General features: G+C 44.1%; 2 protein-coding genes. Both read right to left on the bottom strand.

The genetic code is table 11. The features are described 5' to 3' along the window. Positions 1 to 5: 5 nt before the first annotated feature. Entirely contained in the window at positions 6 to 791 is a 786-nt protein-coding gene (locus V144x_RS07845) for a prealbumin-like fold domain-containing protein (protein WP_144983843.1), read from the bottom strand. Positions 792 to 1002: 211 nt separating this feature from the next. Continuing rightward, the gene (locus V144x_RS07840; protein ID WP_144983840.1) at positions 1003 to 18174 is read right to left on the bottom strand and encodes a choice-of-anchor Q domain-containing protein; all 17172 of its coding nucleotides are present in this window, start codon (positions 18172 to 18174) and stop codon (positions 1003 to 1005) included. Between the last annotated feature and the right edge of the window lie 534 nt (positions 18175 to 18708).

The following is an 18708-nucleotide window of genomic DNA, read 5'->3' as shown; positions in this document are numbered from 1 at the left end:
CGCTTTTACTTTCCTACGAACATTTGCGGAGTGACTTTTAATACTCCCAGATCATTTTTACCTGGCGATATCTTCATCTTAACTCGTCCCCGCTTCCATTCATCCTTCGCAACAAGATACCCTGCTTTTTCTTGCCATAGTTGAAATTCCCACTCACCCACAGGCAAATTCTTAATGATGAATAAACCTGTCTCATCTGTCGTTGCAAAATAAGGATGATTAAGAGCAACCAACCAACCTTCCTGCCAAGGGTGAATACTACAGCTCATGCGCAAAGGGAGCTTTTCACCATATTCAAAACGATGCATCATTTTTTCACCAGGAGGTAATACCTGATTGAGACTGTGATTTCGATAAGCCTTTACTTGGAAACCATGTGCACAAAGATCCTGATTCGTTGCCAATAATTGCTGTTTCTTAACCCAGAGCCCAGAAACGTGTGGTTGAAAAATACACCCCTTGTTTTGAATCGTGACGGTCTGAGGTAATTTTTGGTAACTTGAGTGAATTTGCGCATCGTTGAGCTTAGATGCCCTTAAATAGATAAAAACGTTCTTGACCCCACCATTTTTGCCAATGACTAATGATTGATCTACGATCTGGTCGCTGAACTGTCCACAAATTTCCTGGTCTCGACTAACATCGAGTTTTTGAGGCCGAGTCGGTTTACCTGTATAGAGAAATTGCCCAGTCAATGTCCCCCATTCTGCGGCCTGAATTGGTTGTACAATCAACAGGATCAGCCCCAAACACAATAGACACTGATTGAAATATAGTTCGCGTCGATTCAAAACTATCGTCTCCCGGAAGCCTGTATCTTTAAGAATAATCTCTAAGCCAAACCTACCCCTAATATCTTACCTCCTATCAGCTGCAGATGAAAGAAGAGCAAGAAGATCGCTCACCAATAAAAAACCCTCTGCAAATAAGTGCATCTGCAGAGGGTGGTGTAAACTAATTTTGAAACTTCTTAATCACTAAAGTAATTTCGAAAGCGAAATCTTAAAGAAGCGGACCTTCCCAATTAGTAAAGGCGTCATCCATTGATTCCAGTTCATCATCAAAATTATCAGTGAGATCAAATTCAGAATCATTTGCAGAATGAGCAAATACTAATTGTCGGTCATCCGATTCCATCCCTGTCAAACCTTCATCGAAATCAGACTCTGAATAGAGATCTTCAAAGGCTGATCCATCCAATTCGACACCATCCTTAGCAATGTTCTGTTCAAATAACGGTGGTTGAATCACGTCGAAAGTCATTAACTGTTGAACGCTATTCAGAGAATGCTCTTCTTCTGTAGTCTTAATGGCAGCAGGTGCCACAAAACCGATAGTTGATTCCTCAACGAACTTCTGAGCTGCCTCGGGGCTTTGAATCACTACTGGATTAGCAACTACGGTTGGCAACATATTCGTTCCCAAGAGTGGATTCGCTCCACCATTATTACTGGCTCCCGACTGAGCACTCGCATAAGACTCCAGTAACATTTGAATGTTGATTGCCGATGGTGTCTTTCGGACGCCTGGATCAAGCGTAGCATTCATCAAATCATCAGGAAACGCAGAATCTTCGATATGTAGTCCTGCGGAATCAAGAGCAACAGTAAAGTCAGATCCCACGAAGACTAAATCTCCATTATTGTCAGTTTCAACATGATCGCCAAATCCAGAATAATAACGGGAGAATCCAAGAACATGTCCAATTTCGTGTAACAAGACAGTATACAGGTCATAGCCACCACCAGGAGGCAATTCTGTTGAATCGACATGCCACCCTAAACCGTTTGCATCATCGTCAATCACAACACGGCCAGCAACAGGAATACCATCAGCACTAAGTTCTGTTGTCTGTCCTGAACCTAGCTGAGCAGTACCAAAATCGTGAACGATAACTTGTACTTCCAATGGTTCTTCCAAACCAAGGGCGGTTTCCCATGTATCGATGGCAGCTTCAACAACCTGATCAATGTTATCATCACCACTGACGATATCCAGTGATGTTCCAATCCATTTCTGACCAAAGTTCAGTGGGAAATTAACCTGGGTATTTCCACTCTTACTCTTATTATAATTCGAGGCGAGATAAGTCAGATCTTTAAAATTAACATAACCGCTCTTGTCGAAGTCCATTGCTGCTGCAAAGGCTGAAGAGGAGCTATAAACTTCTTGACTATAAGTTGATGCAAAAATCATGAGATCACGGAAATTGATCGCATCGTCATCGTTAATATCATAGATCACTGGATACAGATCGGTTTCAGGTAGTGCTCCCACATTTGCAATCACTTCTCCTACACCGCCAACATTAATTTCTGTATTGACAATATCCAGACCCAACTCAAGCGGACCGAAATTCGAAGCATCTGGATCAACTTCCACCTGATCTCCCGCCAAAGGCTCAAACTTAATCCGGGCTAACAAGGCATGACCTGTTCCCCCTACATTAGATTGAATCGTACTACCACCAAGATTTCGAACAATCCCCGCTTCATCATCAATTACGATAGTTCTATTGAATGTGAAGTTAGAACCAAACTCGAATGATGTCGCAGTAAAGTAAGCTGTATTGTAAACAAGATTAGTTAATACATCGGTAATACCAAATCCACTGGCTGTATCAACCCAGACTTCAACCCAGAACGATTCCCATTCATGAATCCAGTCTTCATTTGCTGGCAATGCAAATGTGTGCCCGTCACTAGAAACCACTGTTCGTTCTGTTACTACTGAAATCTGAATATTCGTCTGTTCTTCAGCAATATCAGAATCGCCTCCCGTTCCAAACAAAGGAGCAGGAAGGGGAGCTTGCAACTCCACAGCTCCGATATCTGTGATATCAGCGCCACCTAAAGTACCGGCAACGGGTCGCGTTAAACCACGTTGATCAACAAGAGGCGCTCCATTGTTTCGACCAGCATCAATTGCAAGACTTCCAAACAATAAAGAATGCGTTTTAGTCGGACCACCATTATCGAGTAGAATCCCCAGATTAGGATCTACAGGAGCAATTAAGGAACCAACAATATTCCCATTGTCACCATCCGTCAAACCAGTTGCCGAACCAATATTTCCAATCAGGTTATTAAAGCTGGTAGCGTTGACATAGTCTCCGTCTAGATCATCATTGCCTAAGGCACCACTGTTTCCTGCTACGATCGTATTCACCAATTCAACAACCGCGCTTGGATTTAACGCAGATTCATTAGAAATACCACCACCTGATTGATCTGCAGTATTCAGAGTGATGGTATTATTAAGAACATTCAAATCTCCATCATTAAAGATCGCACCACCGCGAGATCCTGAATGATTTGCTGAGAATGTTGTATTTGTTAACGTCGTAATTCCTTCGTTATAAACGGCTCCACCACGGCTACCAGCGTCGTTCTGGTTGAATAATGACGCTGAAACATCCAAGGTTGCACCGCTGGCTACATACACTGCCCCGGCACGTCCATCTGATGTATTGTCCGTAAATGTGGAACGAGATATCGTAGCGGTATCCTGGAATTGATAGATGGCTCCACCTTGGAAACCAGCATGGTTATTCAAGAACTGAGCATCCGAGATATCAAGTTGAGTTGCACTGACAATCGCTCCCCCCAGGAAATCAGCATTATTGTCTCTGAAGATCAACTGGTTGATGGTTGTTGGTCCTTGTGAGAATAATGCACCACCGTCATCAGCATCACCGTTTATCAGCTGCATATTGGAAAGATTCAATTCAACTCCGGGTCCGGAATGAAAGATTCGATCCAGTCCGTGGGCATCAATGATGGTTGAATTAGAGCCTTGTCCAAAGATGTTGACATCATCAAGGATGTCAAAGTCACCTGTGGCATTACCATTTTCTCCCGCGCCTACAATTGAGATATCATAGGTACCAGGTAACAGAATGATGTTATCTGTACCAGTCGTGTTATTAGCTTCTGTGATCGCTTCACGTAATGAAACCAGGCCATCGGAAGGATCGACAACATCGTCAAACGTAGTAACGACAATCCCATCTTCAACAATAGTTCCAAGTCCCTGTCCGTCAGCAATATTTGCGTTTGTGGAATTTGAAAGATTCACAAAGAATGTTTCATTGCCTTCATTAGTAAACGCATCTGAATTGACAGTTACTGTTATGGTCTGCTCTGTTTCAACAGCAGTAAAATTGATTGGAATATTCGTAAAAGCAACATAATCACCTGAAGCTGCGGTCGCTGTACCATCGGCTGTGGAAGCGAAAACGGTGACAGGAGCTCCGGCTGCTTGTGACAATGAAACAGTAAACGTGAAGCTTGTTGTCGCACCACCAAAGTCTTCTGTTAATGTCACATCGCTAATTGAAAGTAATGCAAAGTCATCATTCTCAATCGTGCCTGTTCCTGTTGGAGTTGATATCGTCGCATCGCCAACCGTATTTGTAGCATTTGATAGTTCCACTTGGAAGGTTTCATCGCTCTCAATGCTAGAATCGCCATTAACCACAACAGTTACCGTTTTGCTGGTTTCTCCTGGGTTAAAGGTAATTGTTTGTAATGGCAGTTCGACATAATCGGAATCAGACAATAAAGCAGAACCATCCAAAGTACGAAGGTCAACGGTCACGACTCCCGCAACAGGCTGAGCCAATGAGACAGTAAAGTCGAAATTGGTCGTCGTCCCAACAGGACCTTCTACTTTAGTCACATCGCTGATAGAAATTTCTGCTTCATCATTCAGAATCGTTCCCAGAGACTGATTATCGGCAATCTGCGCCCCAACAGCATTAAACAGATTCACAAAGAAGGTCTCATTATCCTCTACGAGCGTATCTCCATTCACAATCACTTCGATAATCTGGGTTGTTTCACCAGGGGAGAATGTCACAGTACCTGTTGTAAACTCATAGTCAATACCAGCGACAGCAGTTCCATTTGAGGTTTCAAAATCAACTGTTACTGCATCGACATTTACATTCGACAAAGAAACCAGAATTTCGAAAACAGTTGTACCAGCATTCGTTTCAACCTGACTGATATCGGCAATACTAATTGAAGGAGTTACAATTTCGAAGGCGCCAATGTCACTTGTCGTGTCTGTAGGTCGTGCAGCTCCACGTTGATCGGTAACAACACCATCTGTATTATCACCGGCGTCAATTGCCAGACTTCCGACTAATAATGCATGAGTTAAAGTTGGTCCGCCATTATCCTGAAGCGGAGCTAAAGCGGGATCAATGCGTTGTGCTTCTGATCCGACAATATCATTGTTGAATCCATCAATAAAGCCTGTGGACGAACCATTCGTTCCAATCAGGTTGTTACCTTGCGAGTTGAAAGTACCTTGAACGTCAGAACCACTGACGAATGCATTATTTCCTCCAACGATTGTATTCTTAATATTCACAGTGGCAGTGTCGGCCACAGAATAAATACCACCACCGGATCCCTCAGTAAAGTTATCATAGATTGTGGTGTTATTGATGGTTAATTCACCAGTATTGTGGATCGCTCCCCCTTCTTTTCCGGCTTCGTTACCAGAGAAGGTTACATTTGAAATACTCATGGGATCTTCGTTGAGTAATCCACCACCACGAGTCCCTGCGAAGTTATTGGAAACGGTACTGTTGGCAATCGTAACAGTCCCTGCCCCTGCTTCTACAGAAACAAAAGCACTTTCGCCCAAGACAATGAATGGATCAACATCCAGCATTTCGCCTAGCGGAACAGGATTTAATAACTGAACCTGAGGTGCCTGAAGAGGAAACGTGTCAGCTGCATTCAGATCGACTACATACCCTAAATCTGCTAAGCTTCCAATTGTAATTACACTAATTGGATTCGCTACTCCCGGATTAAGAAATCCGGTCATTAGCTCGTTATCTAAGTCGTCTTCATCCCAATGCGAGTCATCAGTTCCAGGACCAAAACCACTTTCAAGGGGAATGTCTACTACATTTCGCCCCAGAAGAGTATTGTACTGATCAATGGCATTGGTTCCAGTGAAACGTGGATTTGCAGTTCCACCATTCAATACAAGTCCTAGACTGTCCCAAATAGTCCCGATGCCGATGACATGTCCCATTTCATGCAAGATGACATCAATCAATTGGCCACTCGCTTCCAATGCTGCCAAATCAGCACTATCAAACTGCATGATTCCGGTTGAAGGAATAAATGACCCTGTTCGAACTGTTCTGGGGCCAGCCTGTCCAAGAATCCCTCCAACACCGTCAATGGCGGGAGCAGTCGCTTCAATGCGTAAATCATCAACAAGACCGATACCAGCAATGACCACATCGGGAACATCGGCTATAATAATCTCACTCCAACGAGCAGCAGCCTGCTGGAAAATGGCTTGCTGACTGGCTGATAAACTTGAGTCAGTAAAGACCACATCAATAGTATATTCAGGTACTGGTGGTGGTGGAGGCGGTGGTGGTGGGTCACCACTGTCATCACCACCTTCACCATTTCCTACCGCGAGCTCAGAGGAGTTATAAATGGCTCCACCGGCTATTGTTGCCGTGTTACTGTCGAGTGTAGTATCGATGATTTCCAAGGTTCCGGTGAGCGAATTATAAACAGCACCACCATTTTCAGCATCATTATTTGAAATATTACTCATGGTGAGAGTAACTGTTCCACCATTCGTATTAAAGATCGCACCACCACCGGCAATGGCAGTATTCTGTATGAATTCACTTTCAGTAATTGTGACAACACCATTGTTGAATAATGCACCACCACGATTTGCAAGACCGTTTCTGATCTCAACATCTTCCAGTGTCAAATTACCGTAGTTGAGAATTGCGCCCCCGTCTTCGACACGGGTCACATCACCATTGACGAGAGTCACACCACGAATAGAAACATTAATTCCAGTTAGGATGTGGAAAATACGATCGATGAAATCGGCATCGATAATCGTTCTACCTGATCCTGCACCAATAATCGTCAAGTCATCTGTAATATCCAGATCACCCCAAAGTCCATTATCTTCACCTTGACCAAACAGAGAAAGAGTATAAACTCCCGCCCCTAATAGAATCGTATCTGCTCCGACACGAGCATTTGCTTCGTTAATCGCGGCCCGCAACGTACTTTGACCATTGATATCAACACTCACTCCATCACCAGGAGCAGCATCAACAGAATCACCAAAAGCAGTCACGATATAACCAGATTCGAAGGCTCCGATGTCGACGATTAAAGAACCATTTCCATCACCATCAAACAAACGAGCAAATCCGCGTTGGTCGTCTGTTGGTGCAAAGAAATTATTTCCTGCATCGCGTGCCAGACTGCCACCTAAAAGTTCATGTGTAAAGGTAGCACCACCATTATCTTGCAACGCTCCTAAACCAGGACTGACGGGTGTCGCGAATGTTCCCACCTGATCTCCATTGACGCCATCCGTAAAGCCAGTAGAAATTCCTTCGACACCAATCAGGTTATTTCCGCGTGAGAAAAAGTCTCCACTGACATCAGGACCGGGGGAAACACTGAAATTACCAGCAACGATTGTATTGGCCACGCTGACAAAACCGTCAATTGCATTCAGAATACCTCCTCCGGTAATGGCAGAATTATTAAAGATGGTTGCATTCGTAATTTCCATGCTACCTTCTTCGTCATTATAAATTCCACCACCACTCGAAGCTTCGTTTCCTGAAATTGTGGCGTTCACAATGTCTGCTAATGCGATTGAATTATTGTAAACTCCACCCCCGAAACGGGTAGTAATATTATTTGAGACCGTGCTATTGAATAAATTCAATTGAGCATTGTCTTCATTATAAATCCCTGCCCCATCATTCGCAGCAACATTACCATCAATCGTGGTTCGTTGAACCGTAAGCGTGGCATCGGCAGTATTAAAGATACCAGCACCATTAGTGCTTGACAGGTTATTCATCACATTAGAAAGATCGAGAGTGATGTTCCCCAGTTCCTGGTTATAAATCCCCCCACCGGCTACTGCTTCATTGTTAATCAAAGAAGTTGAAACCAGTGAAACAGTTCCTTCTTCCTGGTCATTAAACAGACCACCACCATTCCTCAAAGCTTCACTGTCTCTGATTATTGTCCCTGTAATCGATAGACTGACTCCAAAGTTAGCAATGGCACCACCATCACGATTGGCGGTGTTGTCGTCAAAGAAACTATTTGAAATCGTCACATCTCCGGCAGAAGCATTATAAAAACCACCACCATCACTATTGGACGTATTCGTTAAGATAGAAACATCACTTAGCATGACAACACCTTCATCGTTGTAAATTCCACCACCATGGAGTAACGCATTGTTCCCAGAAATCGTGGTACGATTTACCGTCAAGGAAGCAGCCTCTTCATTGAAAAGACCCGCGCCTTGATCTGCGGTATTATTATTTACTTTGCTGTCATTCAGTGTCAGGCTTGCTAAATCGTTGTTATAAATTCCCCCACCGTCCAGAGTAGCAGTATTACCAGAAATCGTACTTCTGGTAATATCAATTGTAGCTTGGAGATCATTGAATATCCCCCCCCCATCATTGGAAGCCGTATTATCTTTAACTTCAGAATCAATAATGGTCACCTGAGACTGATCATTATTGAAGATACCAGCCCCGTCCACAGCACCATTGTTTGAGACGACACTATTTGTGATGTTTAAAGTTCCCTGCTGATCGAGTAAGCCATTGAGAATACCACCACCATTAACATCGGCGGTATTACCGTCTACAATGGCATTCAAAAGCGATACAGTCCCAATGTTACGAATACCACCACCACTGCCATTAATCGCAGTCCCGCCAGTTATAGTTAATGAATCGAGAGTTAAATCAGCACCGGAAAGTACGTCAAATACACGATCATCGAGACCACTGACCGCGTCAACATCAGAAGGATCTTGAGCGGCACTAATGATTGTTTGGCCATTACCAGCACCTACAATTCTCAGGCTACCTGTTGTATCTGTAATATCTAAATCGCCAGTTGACGCGTCATCTAAATTTGAATCTATTAAATTGAGGATATTTAGATAGTAAGTTCCTGATTCCAACACAATCAGAGAATCACCGGCCAACGCGTTGGCTTCCATGATCGCAGCACGTAATGTGATATTACCATCAATGTCCGCGGCAATTCCATCGCCGGGATTGGCATCGACTGTATCGAGGAAACTGTTGACAAAGAAGGTCCCAAATTCCACAGCACCAATATCAACGTTATTTCCCAGGATTCGCGACGTTCCTCGCTGTTCTAAAGCAGCGACATTAGTGGTATCGCTAGCACCAGCATCAATGGCAATACTTCCCAGAATCAAGGCATGAGTAAGAGTCGGGCCACCATTATCTGCTAAATTAGAATCGAGCACTGTCGTTGGATCTAACACATCCACAATGTCAAATGCTCCAAATCCGGTTGCCGTACCAATTAGTCCTGTTAAGTTACCTCCCAGACTGACATAGTCTCCTTGCAGTTCAGCACCGACTGCAGCTGTATTTCCAAGAACCAGGTTATTCTGAAAAGTGGCTGTACCGGTATTGGAGACAGCGCCTCCATCAGTTCCAGCACTATTGAGAGTAAATGTATTGTTCGTCGCGTTCATGGTAGCCGTATTTCTGATTGCACCACCACTGCGATCAGAAAGGTTACCCGAAAATGTCGAATTATCTAAAGTGATAGTACCGATACCCGCGTTGAATATTGCACCGCCATCTCGTTCCGTGGAGTTACCACTAATCGTACTTCGCGAAACTTGTAAAGTCCCAGTATTTCGAATACCACCACCACTTCCACCGGCCGTGTTATTTGAAATGGTACTATCAACGATGATCATCACCCCTGTGTTATTTAGACCACCGGCACTGTCTTCGGCCGCGTTTCCGGTCACTTCCACATTAGTCAAAGTTGTGGTACCACTGTTGCGTATACCTGCACCATCTGCACTACCAGTTAAGGCCCCATTGGTAATTGTCAGATTTTCCAGATTCAATGTGACTCCAGCAAAGACCTGGAAAATACGATCTAATGCTCCTGCATCAATGATCGTAACACCAACCCCCTGCCCTCGAATGGTTAAATTATCGCGAATATCAAGGTCACCTGTTCCCGATAGATCTTCATCAATGCCTGCAATGCTTAAAACATAGGTACCAGCGGCTAATTCAATCACATTGGAACCAGCTAGTGCGTTGGCTTCTTGGATCGCAGCACGTAGAGTTTGCGTTCCCGCAGTCCCATCTCCGATGACTCCATCACCGGCGACAGAATCGACGCCATCTGTCAATACGGGCGATGGAATATTCAAATCAATGGTCGAACTGGTCACCCAGGATTCAGAGGAATTATTCAAAACAGGATCGCTTGAAATATTTCGAATATTTGAACCTGCTGCAACCAGAGTCAGTTCATAGTTTCCAAACACATTTGTAACAGAACTTAAATCGATAGAGTATTCTGTTCCACTTATCGGATTCACAGTCAACCCAGCCAATGAGACATCCTGACCATTGAGAGTTAATCGGAAATCGGAAATATCAACACCTGTCACAGCCTGATTGAACGTCACATTCACAACACCGGCATTTGTCAATAAAACATCCGGTAGATCTTCAATCGTTGCTACAGGACCTGAACCGCCTGTTCGCCAACTATCAGAAGTAGGAGTCGCAAATGTATTCCCGGCAAGATCCTGAATCGAACCATCCGCCAGTAAGTTTAGTGTATAATCACCATCAGTTCCCGTCACCGTACTGAGATCAATTTGATATGTTGATGCGTTCAATGGTGTAACTAAGATGGCTCCCAAGGGAATACTAACCTGGCCACTACCATCATCGAACAATAATTCAAAATCAGTAATATCGACGCCTGTGACCTCTTCGGAGAAATTAATAGTCACAATCCCTACTACATCCCCAGAGGGACGAGGGTCGGGCGTAATATCTTGGATCCCGGCAGTTGGTGCTATGACTTCGGTCCCCTTTTGCCAGGATTCAGAAGTGGACCCGGCCACATCGTTACCAGAAGCATCCTGTACTGCAGATCCACCAGCATTATAGGTAATGGTGTAAATTGCATTCGCATCAGCCAGAGTTCCCAACACGATTTCGTATCGAGCAGGCGTAATCTGGTTAATCACCGCAGTCGTTGTAGAAAGGTTAACGGGACCGCTACCATCATCGAGAGTGAAATCTGATAACGCCAGACCCGTCACATTTTCAGAGAAATTCAATACGACAGTAAACGTGGGATCGGTACCAGCGGGAACAGGATCTGTTACATTTTCAAATTGTGCGATGGGAGCTAACGTGTCATTGACCCACATGTCAACGGCATCGGCTGCCAACGCATTTCCAGCCAAGTCGGTAATGGAAGACCCGGTAGCATTTAATGTTAAGGTGTAGTCGCCCGATAGGCTGGTCACTTTACTGAGATCAAGCACAAACTGACTACCAGTGACTTGTGTCAAAGTCGCAGGTGTGCTTGATAACAGAACCGCAGGTCCGCCATCGATACTGATTGTGAAGTCACTGAGATCAACTCCCGTCACATCTTCACTGAAGTTCACAACCACTTCACCGGCTGCATCACTACGAGGGTCGGGTGAGACATCTACAATATCCGCTACAGGATCAGTCGTATCGACAGTGAATCGCTCGATGTCACCAAATGACAAGAAATTGGAAGGGATATTTCCAAACAACGGAGAAAAGGGATCGACATACTTCGCATCGGAAATAGAACCATCTGTAATCAGACGTAAATCATATTCCCCTTCGATCCCAGTAACAGAACTCAAATCTAACTCAAATGTACGAGCATCAATCTGTGTCAGCATGCCAGCGTTTAAGGCAACGAAGACGTTGTCTCTCAACAATACGAAATCAGAGATATCGACACCGTTCACATCTTCTGTAAATGAAATGATCAATGGGTTGGTAATCGCTCCAGTCGTTGGATCAGGAACAGCTACTGAAATATCTGCCGTAACAAAAGTACTGACTTCTGGTGCCAGAAAAGTATCCTCATCGGGAGTCCAGATGTCCCAATCAAAGTTGAGTTCACCAAAGATCGTTCCCGGACGATTTGCTTCTGTTAAAAACGAATCACCCTGCTCGAAACCACCACTGCCAATGCCCGAACCATCTACACCATCAAAGCCTTGAGCGATTCGGAACGTACTCACACCCATTCCATCATACAGGAAGGCCCCTGTATCGTTAAACGACCATGTCCCAAAACCTGGGAACACGTTACCGATTACCGCACCTTCAGTACTCCTTAATGTGAAGTTGAAAGCATCGATCACGTCAATCACAAACACACCATTAGCGGGGCTCAATCCGGAATTAAAGAACCCAAGTTCATCTGAAAAGACACCCGTAATTTCAACAGTCGATCCCGAAAACAACCCGTGGGCTGTCGTTGTCGTAATTTGAATAGGTCCCCCCGGAGCGGAGTTGAACGCGTCCGCGACTGTTCCCACTGCAGTTGGGGCAATGTTAGGAGCGGTAAATGGCGCTAAATTGGTTCGGGAAGCAACACGCTGTGCGTTACGACGTCGCGTTGCAGAAGTGAAGGGCCCATCCGGATTTGGCGCAGGTGCACCATTTCTAATACGGGATTTAAATTCTGGTTCAGAATTGTTATAGAATGCACCTACATTAACTACATTCAAGCCATTACCAGTATTCCCTTCAAATACCAGATTCAAGCGTGCTAATGGGTCACGTCGGTAGGAACCAAGAACACGAAATGGAGGATTGGCAGCACTGTCCCAGTTATCTTGTGTCGTTGGAGGATCAACGGTAGAGGTAAACGATTCGACATAAAAATCTTCACCAAAGTTACCTTCAAATTCATTATTTGTCACGGAGACATTCGAACGCCCATTAGCAAAATCAAAACTATCCTCATCTCCCACACTGGCATTAGATCCTGGAAGTTGACTTGTAAAGCTGGTACTAGAAGCCGAAGTACCAATTCGTAAGATTAAACCAGTCGTTGTGAAATCACTGTTGACTCCATTGTCTTGTATAAAGTTGGTATCTAATTGAAGAACCATATCCGGGCTTGAGGTTGTGACGTTTCCTGTGGCATCCAAAGTATCGGTACTATCTGCATCCTGATCCTGCCCACGAGACGCAGTAGTAATAACATAGAATCCTTCCAGGGCATTCGAGACAACGCGGTTGGCACCTGTTGCTGTACCATCACCAAAAATAAAGTCGGAATTAGCTGACTCTTCCGTTTGCAAATCGATACCACGACCACCATTATTATCAATAAAGTTGCCGATCGCGGTCACACTTGTTACGGCACCACCAATCAAAACGTTTTGTGTAAAATTCAGCTCACTATGAATTATCACATTCGCACTGAGAACTTCCAATCCGTCTGATGTATTTTCAGTAATAACATTGTTTCGTAAGAAAACAGTTTGGCTATTGGAGTTGATATCAACTCCTTTTCCGTTGTTGAAGGCAATCAGGTTATTATCAATTGATGATGAAAGACTTTCTCCTGAAAGCTCGATCCCCCCAGTCGCATTAGAGAGAATCGAATTGTTGGCAATTTTGACATTTCCTTCGATACGATCAAGGTGAGCTGCAATTTGAATTCCGTCTCCACCATTACTCTCAATTAAGTTACCTCGGTCCAATCCAGTAACAGGATCAACTCCATCTAATCCGATAAACAAGAAGTGTGGTGCTGACTCAACGCGATTACCAATACGTCCGGAAATGCGAACTCCATGTGAGGTGTTGTTGCTGATATTGTTCTGGATCCAGGTCCCTGAAACATTTCTCTGATCTGTTCCGAAATAGCTGGTAGTACGCGTCGTCGATTCAATACCATTAATGCTGTTCAAAGTGATTTGATTATTGATGATATCAGCAAAAATCGTCGCGTCTGCTTCGGCATGCAAACTGACTCCATCGCGAATATTACTGGAAATCACATTGTCTTTGATCTCGAAGTCAGTTGTCGTTAAAGAACCATTCTGTGCCAGGATGTCAATACCGTCACTGTTTCCGGTGATAGTATTGCTGTAAATCATCACAGCGCGCTCTTCACCCACAATCGGATCAACAATGGCTCTACCAACGCGTGCATCATCTTCACGGTGAAAATTGATACCGTCGACTGAATTATTAGCTATCACATTATTCGAAATTTGAGTTCGGTCAATAATCGTGGATTCTTCGATATGAATCCCAATACCATGCCCCGCATTTCCCTGACCCGCAGTATTGTCGACATCGGTTCCAATAAAGTTGCCATCGATTGTCAAATCACGTAACTGATTAAATGCTTCAAAACTGACATCCGTTCCAAATAAATCGATGTAGATCGCGTCCCCTGCATAAGGGGTGGAAACATTACTATCGTTGCGGGATCCGGTAATGGTGTTATTGGTAATACTTACATCACCGGTCGCTGTATCCTGCATGGCGACTGCTACGCCAGCACCACGGTTATCATCCATCGTATTACCATCGACAGAAATACTAAAATCGACACTTTGTAATATCGTCGAATCGGCGGCTACTAAATTAATCCCCTGAGTATTATTCGAACTAATCGTGTTACCTGTAATATCACCATAGAAGGAAGTAAACATCGCTAAATCGACTTCTACTCCAGCGCCCGAGTTACCGGTAATGGTATTACCTCGAATACCTCTTAAAAATCCTCCAACAGAAGTTGTTTTTGTTGTAATTGTGGGAGTTGTCCCCCCCGTCAAGCCGGATGCGTTAGCAGTGATCTGAGGAGTGTTGATTAAGGCTAACGAACCAACAAATTCAATTTCGAACCCAGTAAGGGCATCGCCGCGTACCATCACATCACCAGCGGAAATTGTATTCAGTGCTTCTAATGCACTAATAATAGAAGCAGCACTTGCATTATGGGCAATCGGTCCAGTCGTCGCACCATCAAAGGTCAGAGTGAAGTCTCCGCCAGTGGGTGCCCCATTAATCACAACTTCCTGTACTTCATTCTGTGTCGTCCCTTCTGTGACTGTCGTGACTGTGGGAACGGAAACAAACAACCCGCTATCGTCAATCACAATCACGCCACCTGGAGATTCTGCTCTAAAATCTCCAATGAATTCCACGTCAAAACCACCAGCAGCAATTGAGCCTGTAACCGACACATTGCCGACCCCAATACTATCAAGGCTCTCCAAAGCAGCTTGAACTTCAGCGGCAGTCGCATTAAAGGGTAATACAACCGGTCCATTTGTACTACCTGGGAAGTCAAGTGTGAATGTCCCCGACGCAGGTGTATCGGGAATGGAAATTGTCTGGACTTCGTTGTTTCCAATACCTTGAGTTGTCGTAGACGCGACGACATCAACGAATGGTAAAAGTGGTCCTGAGAGAACATCACCTGTCATCGGTAATACGTTCGTAATGTCAAAATTGCCAAGCAAAGTAGAAGGCTGGATATCGAGTGGAAAAACATCACCTATGATGAGAGGGACATTGACGTTGGTAAAATCTCCCTGGAATGTAATGACAAAACCATTCGAGTAATCACCAGTCACATCAAAATCATCACCACTGGTTGCCAACAACAGTGCTTCTAACGCATTTTCGATATTTGTAGCTGTTACATCCGGGTCAGAATCAATTACGATCCCCTGGGTGGTTTCACCTTGGAATGTAAGTGTAAATGAAGGCCCGATAGGAGGATTGGTAATGTCCACACCATTACCTGCAAACGTAAATGGAAACGCACCTGATGAATTTTCAAATCGTAATACCTGTTCCTCATCAGTTGTGGCATTGCCCTGAACAGACTCAACAATATCAACGGTGAATCTTAAACCTGAAGCATCTGTCGTAATTTCTGGGATATCAGCATCTCCCAATGCGCCAGAGTCCACAGAGTCCAGGAAAACAATGTCATATCCGTTTCCACTGACCCTTACATCAACCGGATTTCCAGCAAAACCTTGACCAAGCGCTATCTGGTTTAAAGCAATTTCAATGTTTTGCGCAGAGTTCGCACTGGGAATGGAATCAGTAAAAGGAAAAGTTACCGATTGACCAAGGAACGTGAGTTCAAAGCTTCCAAATGTAGGGTCAAACGATCCAATCATCGCGAGATGTTGTATTTCATTGAATTCGACAACAAACCCTGATACGAAGTCTCCTGTAACAATAAAATCTCCACGAATGCCTGTCTGAGAAGTAGCAAAAGCCAATCCATCCAAAGCAGCATCAATATTGGCGGCGGTCACTGCTGGATCAGCATCGATCAGAATATCGCCAGTCGTCTGCCCCTGGAAGGTGAGCTGAAATGTTCCACCGGGATCAGGCGTGACAAGATTACTAAACACGTCTCTAAAAGTAATTGTCTGTGCAGGGGGTTTATTTGGATTTGCCCCTACTGGACCTTCAACAACATCAACGAAAAGTCTGAGACCTGCAGCATCGACAGTAATTTGAGGCACATCAAGGTCGTGCATCGACCCGGTATCCAGAAACAGAATATCAAATCCACTCCCATTCACTACAACATCAATCGGAGTACCTGCGAAACCAGAAATGTTGGCTATTGAATTTAATGCCGCTGCAATGTTAGCAGCAGCAGTTGGGCTTGCTGGATCTGCATCACTAAAGGGTAAAGGAATAGAGAATCCTAAAAAGGTAATCTGGAATGTACCAAACGTCGGAGTGCCTGTTACTTCAAATCGTTGAATTTCGTCAACATTACCCGCAGTCGTTGCTGTGACATTGACTGACGCAGGTAAGCTAGATAACCCGGTTACATCGACACTCAATGGATTAACATTAATTCCACCAAGCGCATTCACAAATTCAATTTCATATCCATCCTGGAAATTTCCATTCACCAAAATATCACCGACACCGATGTCACTAATGCCATTCACAATGGCTGCTTTAACTTGAGCGGCAGTTGCCGTTAAGGGAATGCCAACTGTCGTTTCAGTAACCCCATCTCCCCCAGTATAAGAAATGGTATATGTCCCACCAGAAGGAGATCCGGCAAAAGTGATGAGTTGGACTTCGTTACGAGGTGCGGCAAAGTCAATTCTGTCGGTCGCACCTGGTACGCCGGCAAAAGGAGGAACACCCGGTGCACCAGCACCAGTTGGAGGAGGATTCGTCGTAGTCGGGGTGAAGAAAATACCGTGACCTGTGTTGTTGGCGATCACGTTATCAGAGATATCACCACTCAAGTCACCATCGATTTGATCAAATACGATCCCGTGACCCGAATTTGCAGTAATAGAGTTTTCTGTTATCGAAGCAAACAAGTCAACATTGTTCAAATCAATCCGAACACCATCACCGACAGTGTTTCCAGTAATGATATTGCTATGTAAGAACAATTCTGTCAATAAAGCAGCACCGCCAGCAGCAGTGTCATCGACATTGATCGCAACACCTTGAATGCTGTTATTGTTGGTCAGCCGCAATTCTTCTGCGATAGAATCAATAATGTTAACATTAACACCATCATTTCCAGATGTGCCTGAAATCGTATTGTCGGCCATCGTCGTATGCCGCAAAACCGAGCCATTTGTCACATCAATAGAGACACCGTCAATGGTAGAACGCCGCACAGAAGTCTCTTCGACAATCGAAGCATTGACGGCAGCGGTGATTCCTGCTCCTAATTGACCGGACAATGTAGAATCGATGACGTTAAACTCATTGAGTGTTACATTTGTAAGATCTACATTAAAGGCATTTCCCACGCCTCCCGTAATAGTCGAACTATCAACGGCAATCGTATCGACTAATAAATTGGAAAGCTCAATGTCGATTCCAACCCCAGCACTGGAAGAAATCGAAACATTATCAAATAAAATCGTGAACGGATCACTAAATGTCAAATTATCTAAATCAATCGAGACTCCAGAACCTGAGGTCGCATCGATTGTCAGATCTTCAAAGATAATCGAGTCAAAATTTGAGACACCATCTGCATCTGGATCCAATACGGAATTGTCAAGCGTCACTCCCAGACCAGGGGTAAGCTGATTGATGATGAGCGATGTCAGTAGTGTGCGGTCTTCTAATTGCTCGATTGCAACCTTACGCTGGATTTTCTGACGTGCTGAAGAAGGAACACTTCGAAGCTGAAGTCGGCGACGAGGATTTAAAGTTGCCTTGCGGCTTTTCTCGAACGCAACTCGCATCGACTCAACCCAAGATGTCAGTAACATCTGCTGTCTCCCATAAACTCTAATTTACTATGGCATTTTAATGAGAATTGAGAGAGATATCACTCCCGAGTCCCGCTTTTACAACAAATCCAAATGCCAATATGTTCTATAGTTAGTTGTGAATTTCAGTTTTTATTAATTCTGTTTGAAACAGAGCCAGTCTCGAAAATTAACGTTTGACCACTATTCGGTTCCAAGCCGTTTCTGCCCTATTACAGAAACGCAGTCTTTGATGCTAAAAACTACTCTGAACCGATGTCAAAGAAAATTGCACAAAATAGGCAAAATATAACTACTGGATTCCACTTGTAACAATCATACATGTATCCAAAAACAGTGAATCATCCAAACAAAGAAAGCCCAAGAATCACTGAATCCTGTCCCTCAAATCTAATTGCAATTTGAAAATGTCACAGTACAGACGAATGACATCCTCATAACTAACATTGAAACATTTTCAGTCGGCAGCATTTCTTAAATTTTTTGATAGACACAACTTATTTTCCAGAAGACTCTTAGAGAGTTTTATTTCAA

Source organism: Gimesia aquarii (genome assembly GCF_007748195.1).
Lineage (GTDB): Bacteria > Planctomycetota > Planctomycetia > Planctomycetales > Planctomycetaceae > Gimesia > Gimesia aquarii.
The sequence above is the reverse complement of the archived record's forward strand: the minus strand, read 5'-3'. Positions and strand labels throughout refer to the sequence as shown.

Excerpts from the sequence above, each read along its gene's own strand:
- V144x_RS07840 (WP_144983840.1), bottom strand. The coding sequence starts at position 18,174 with ATGTTACTGACATCTTGGGTTGAGTCGATGCGAGTTGCGTTCGAGAAA.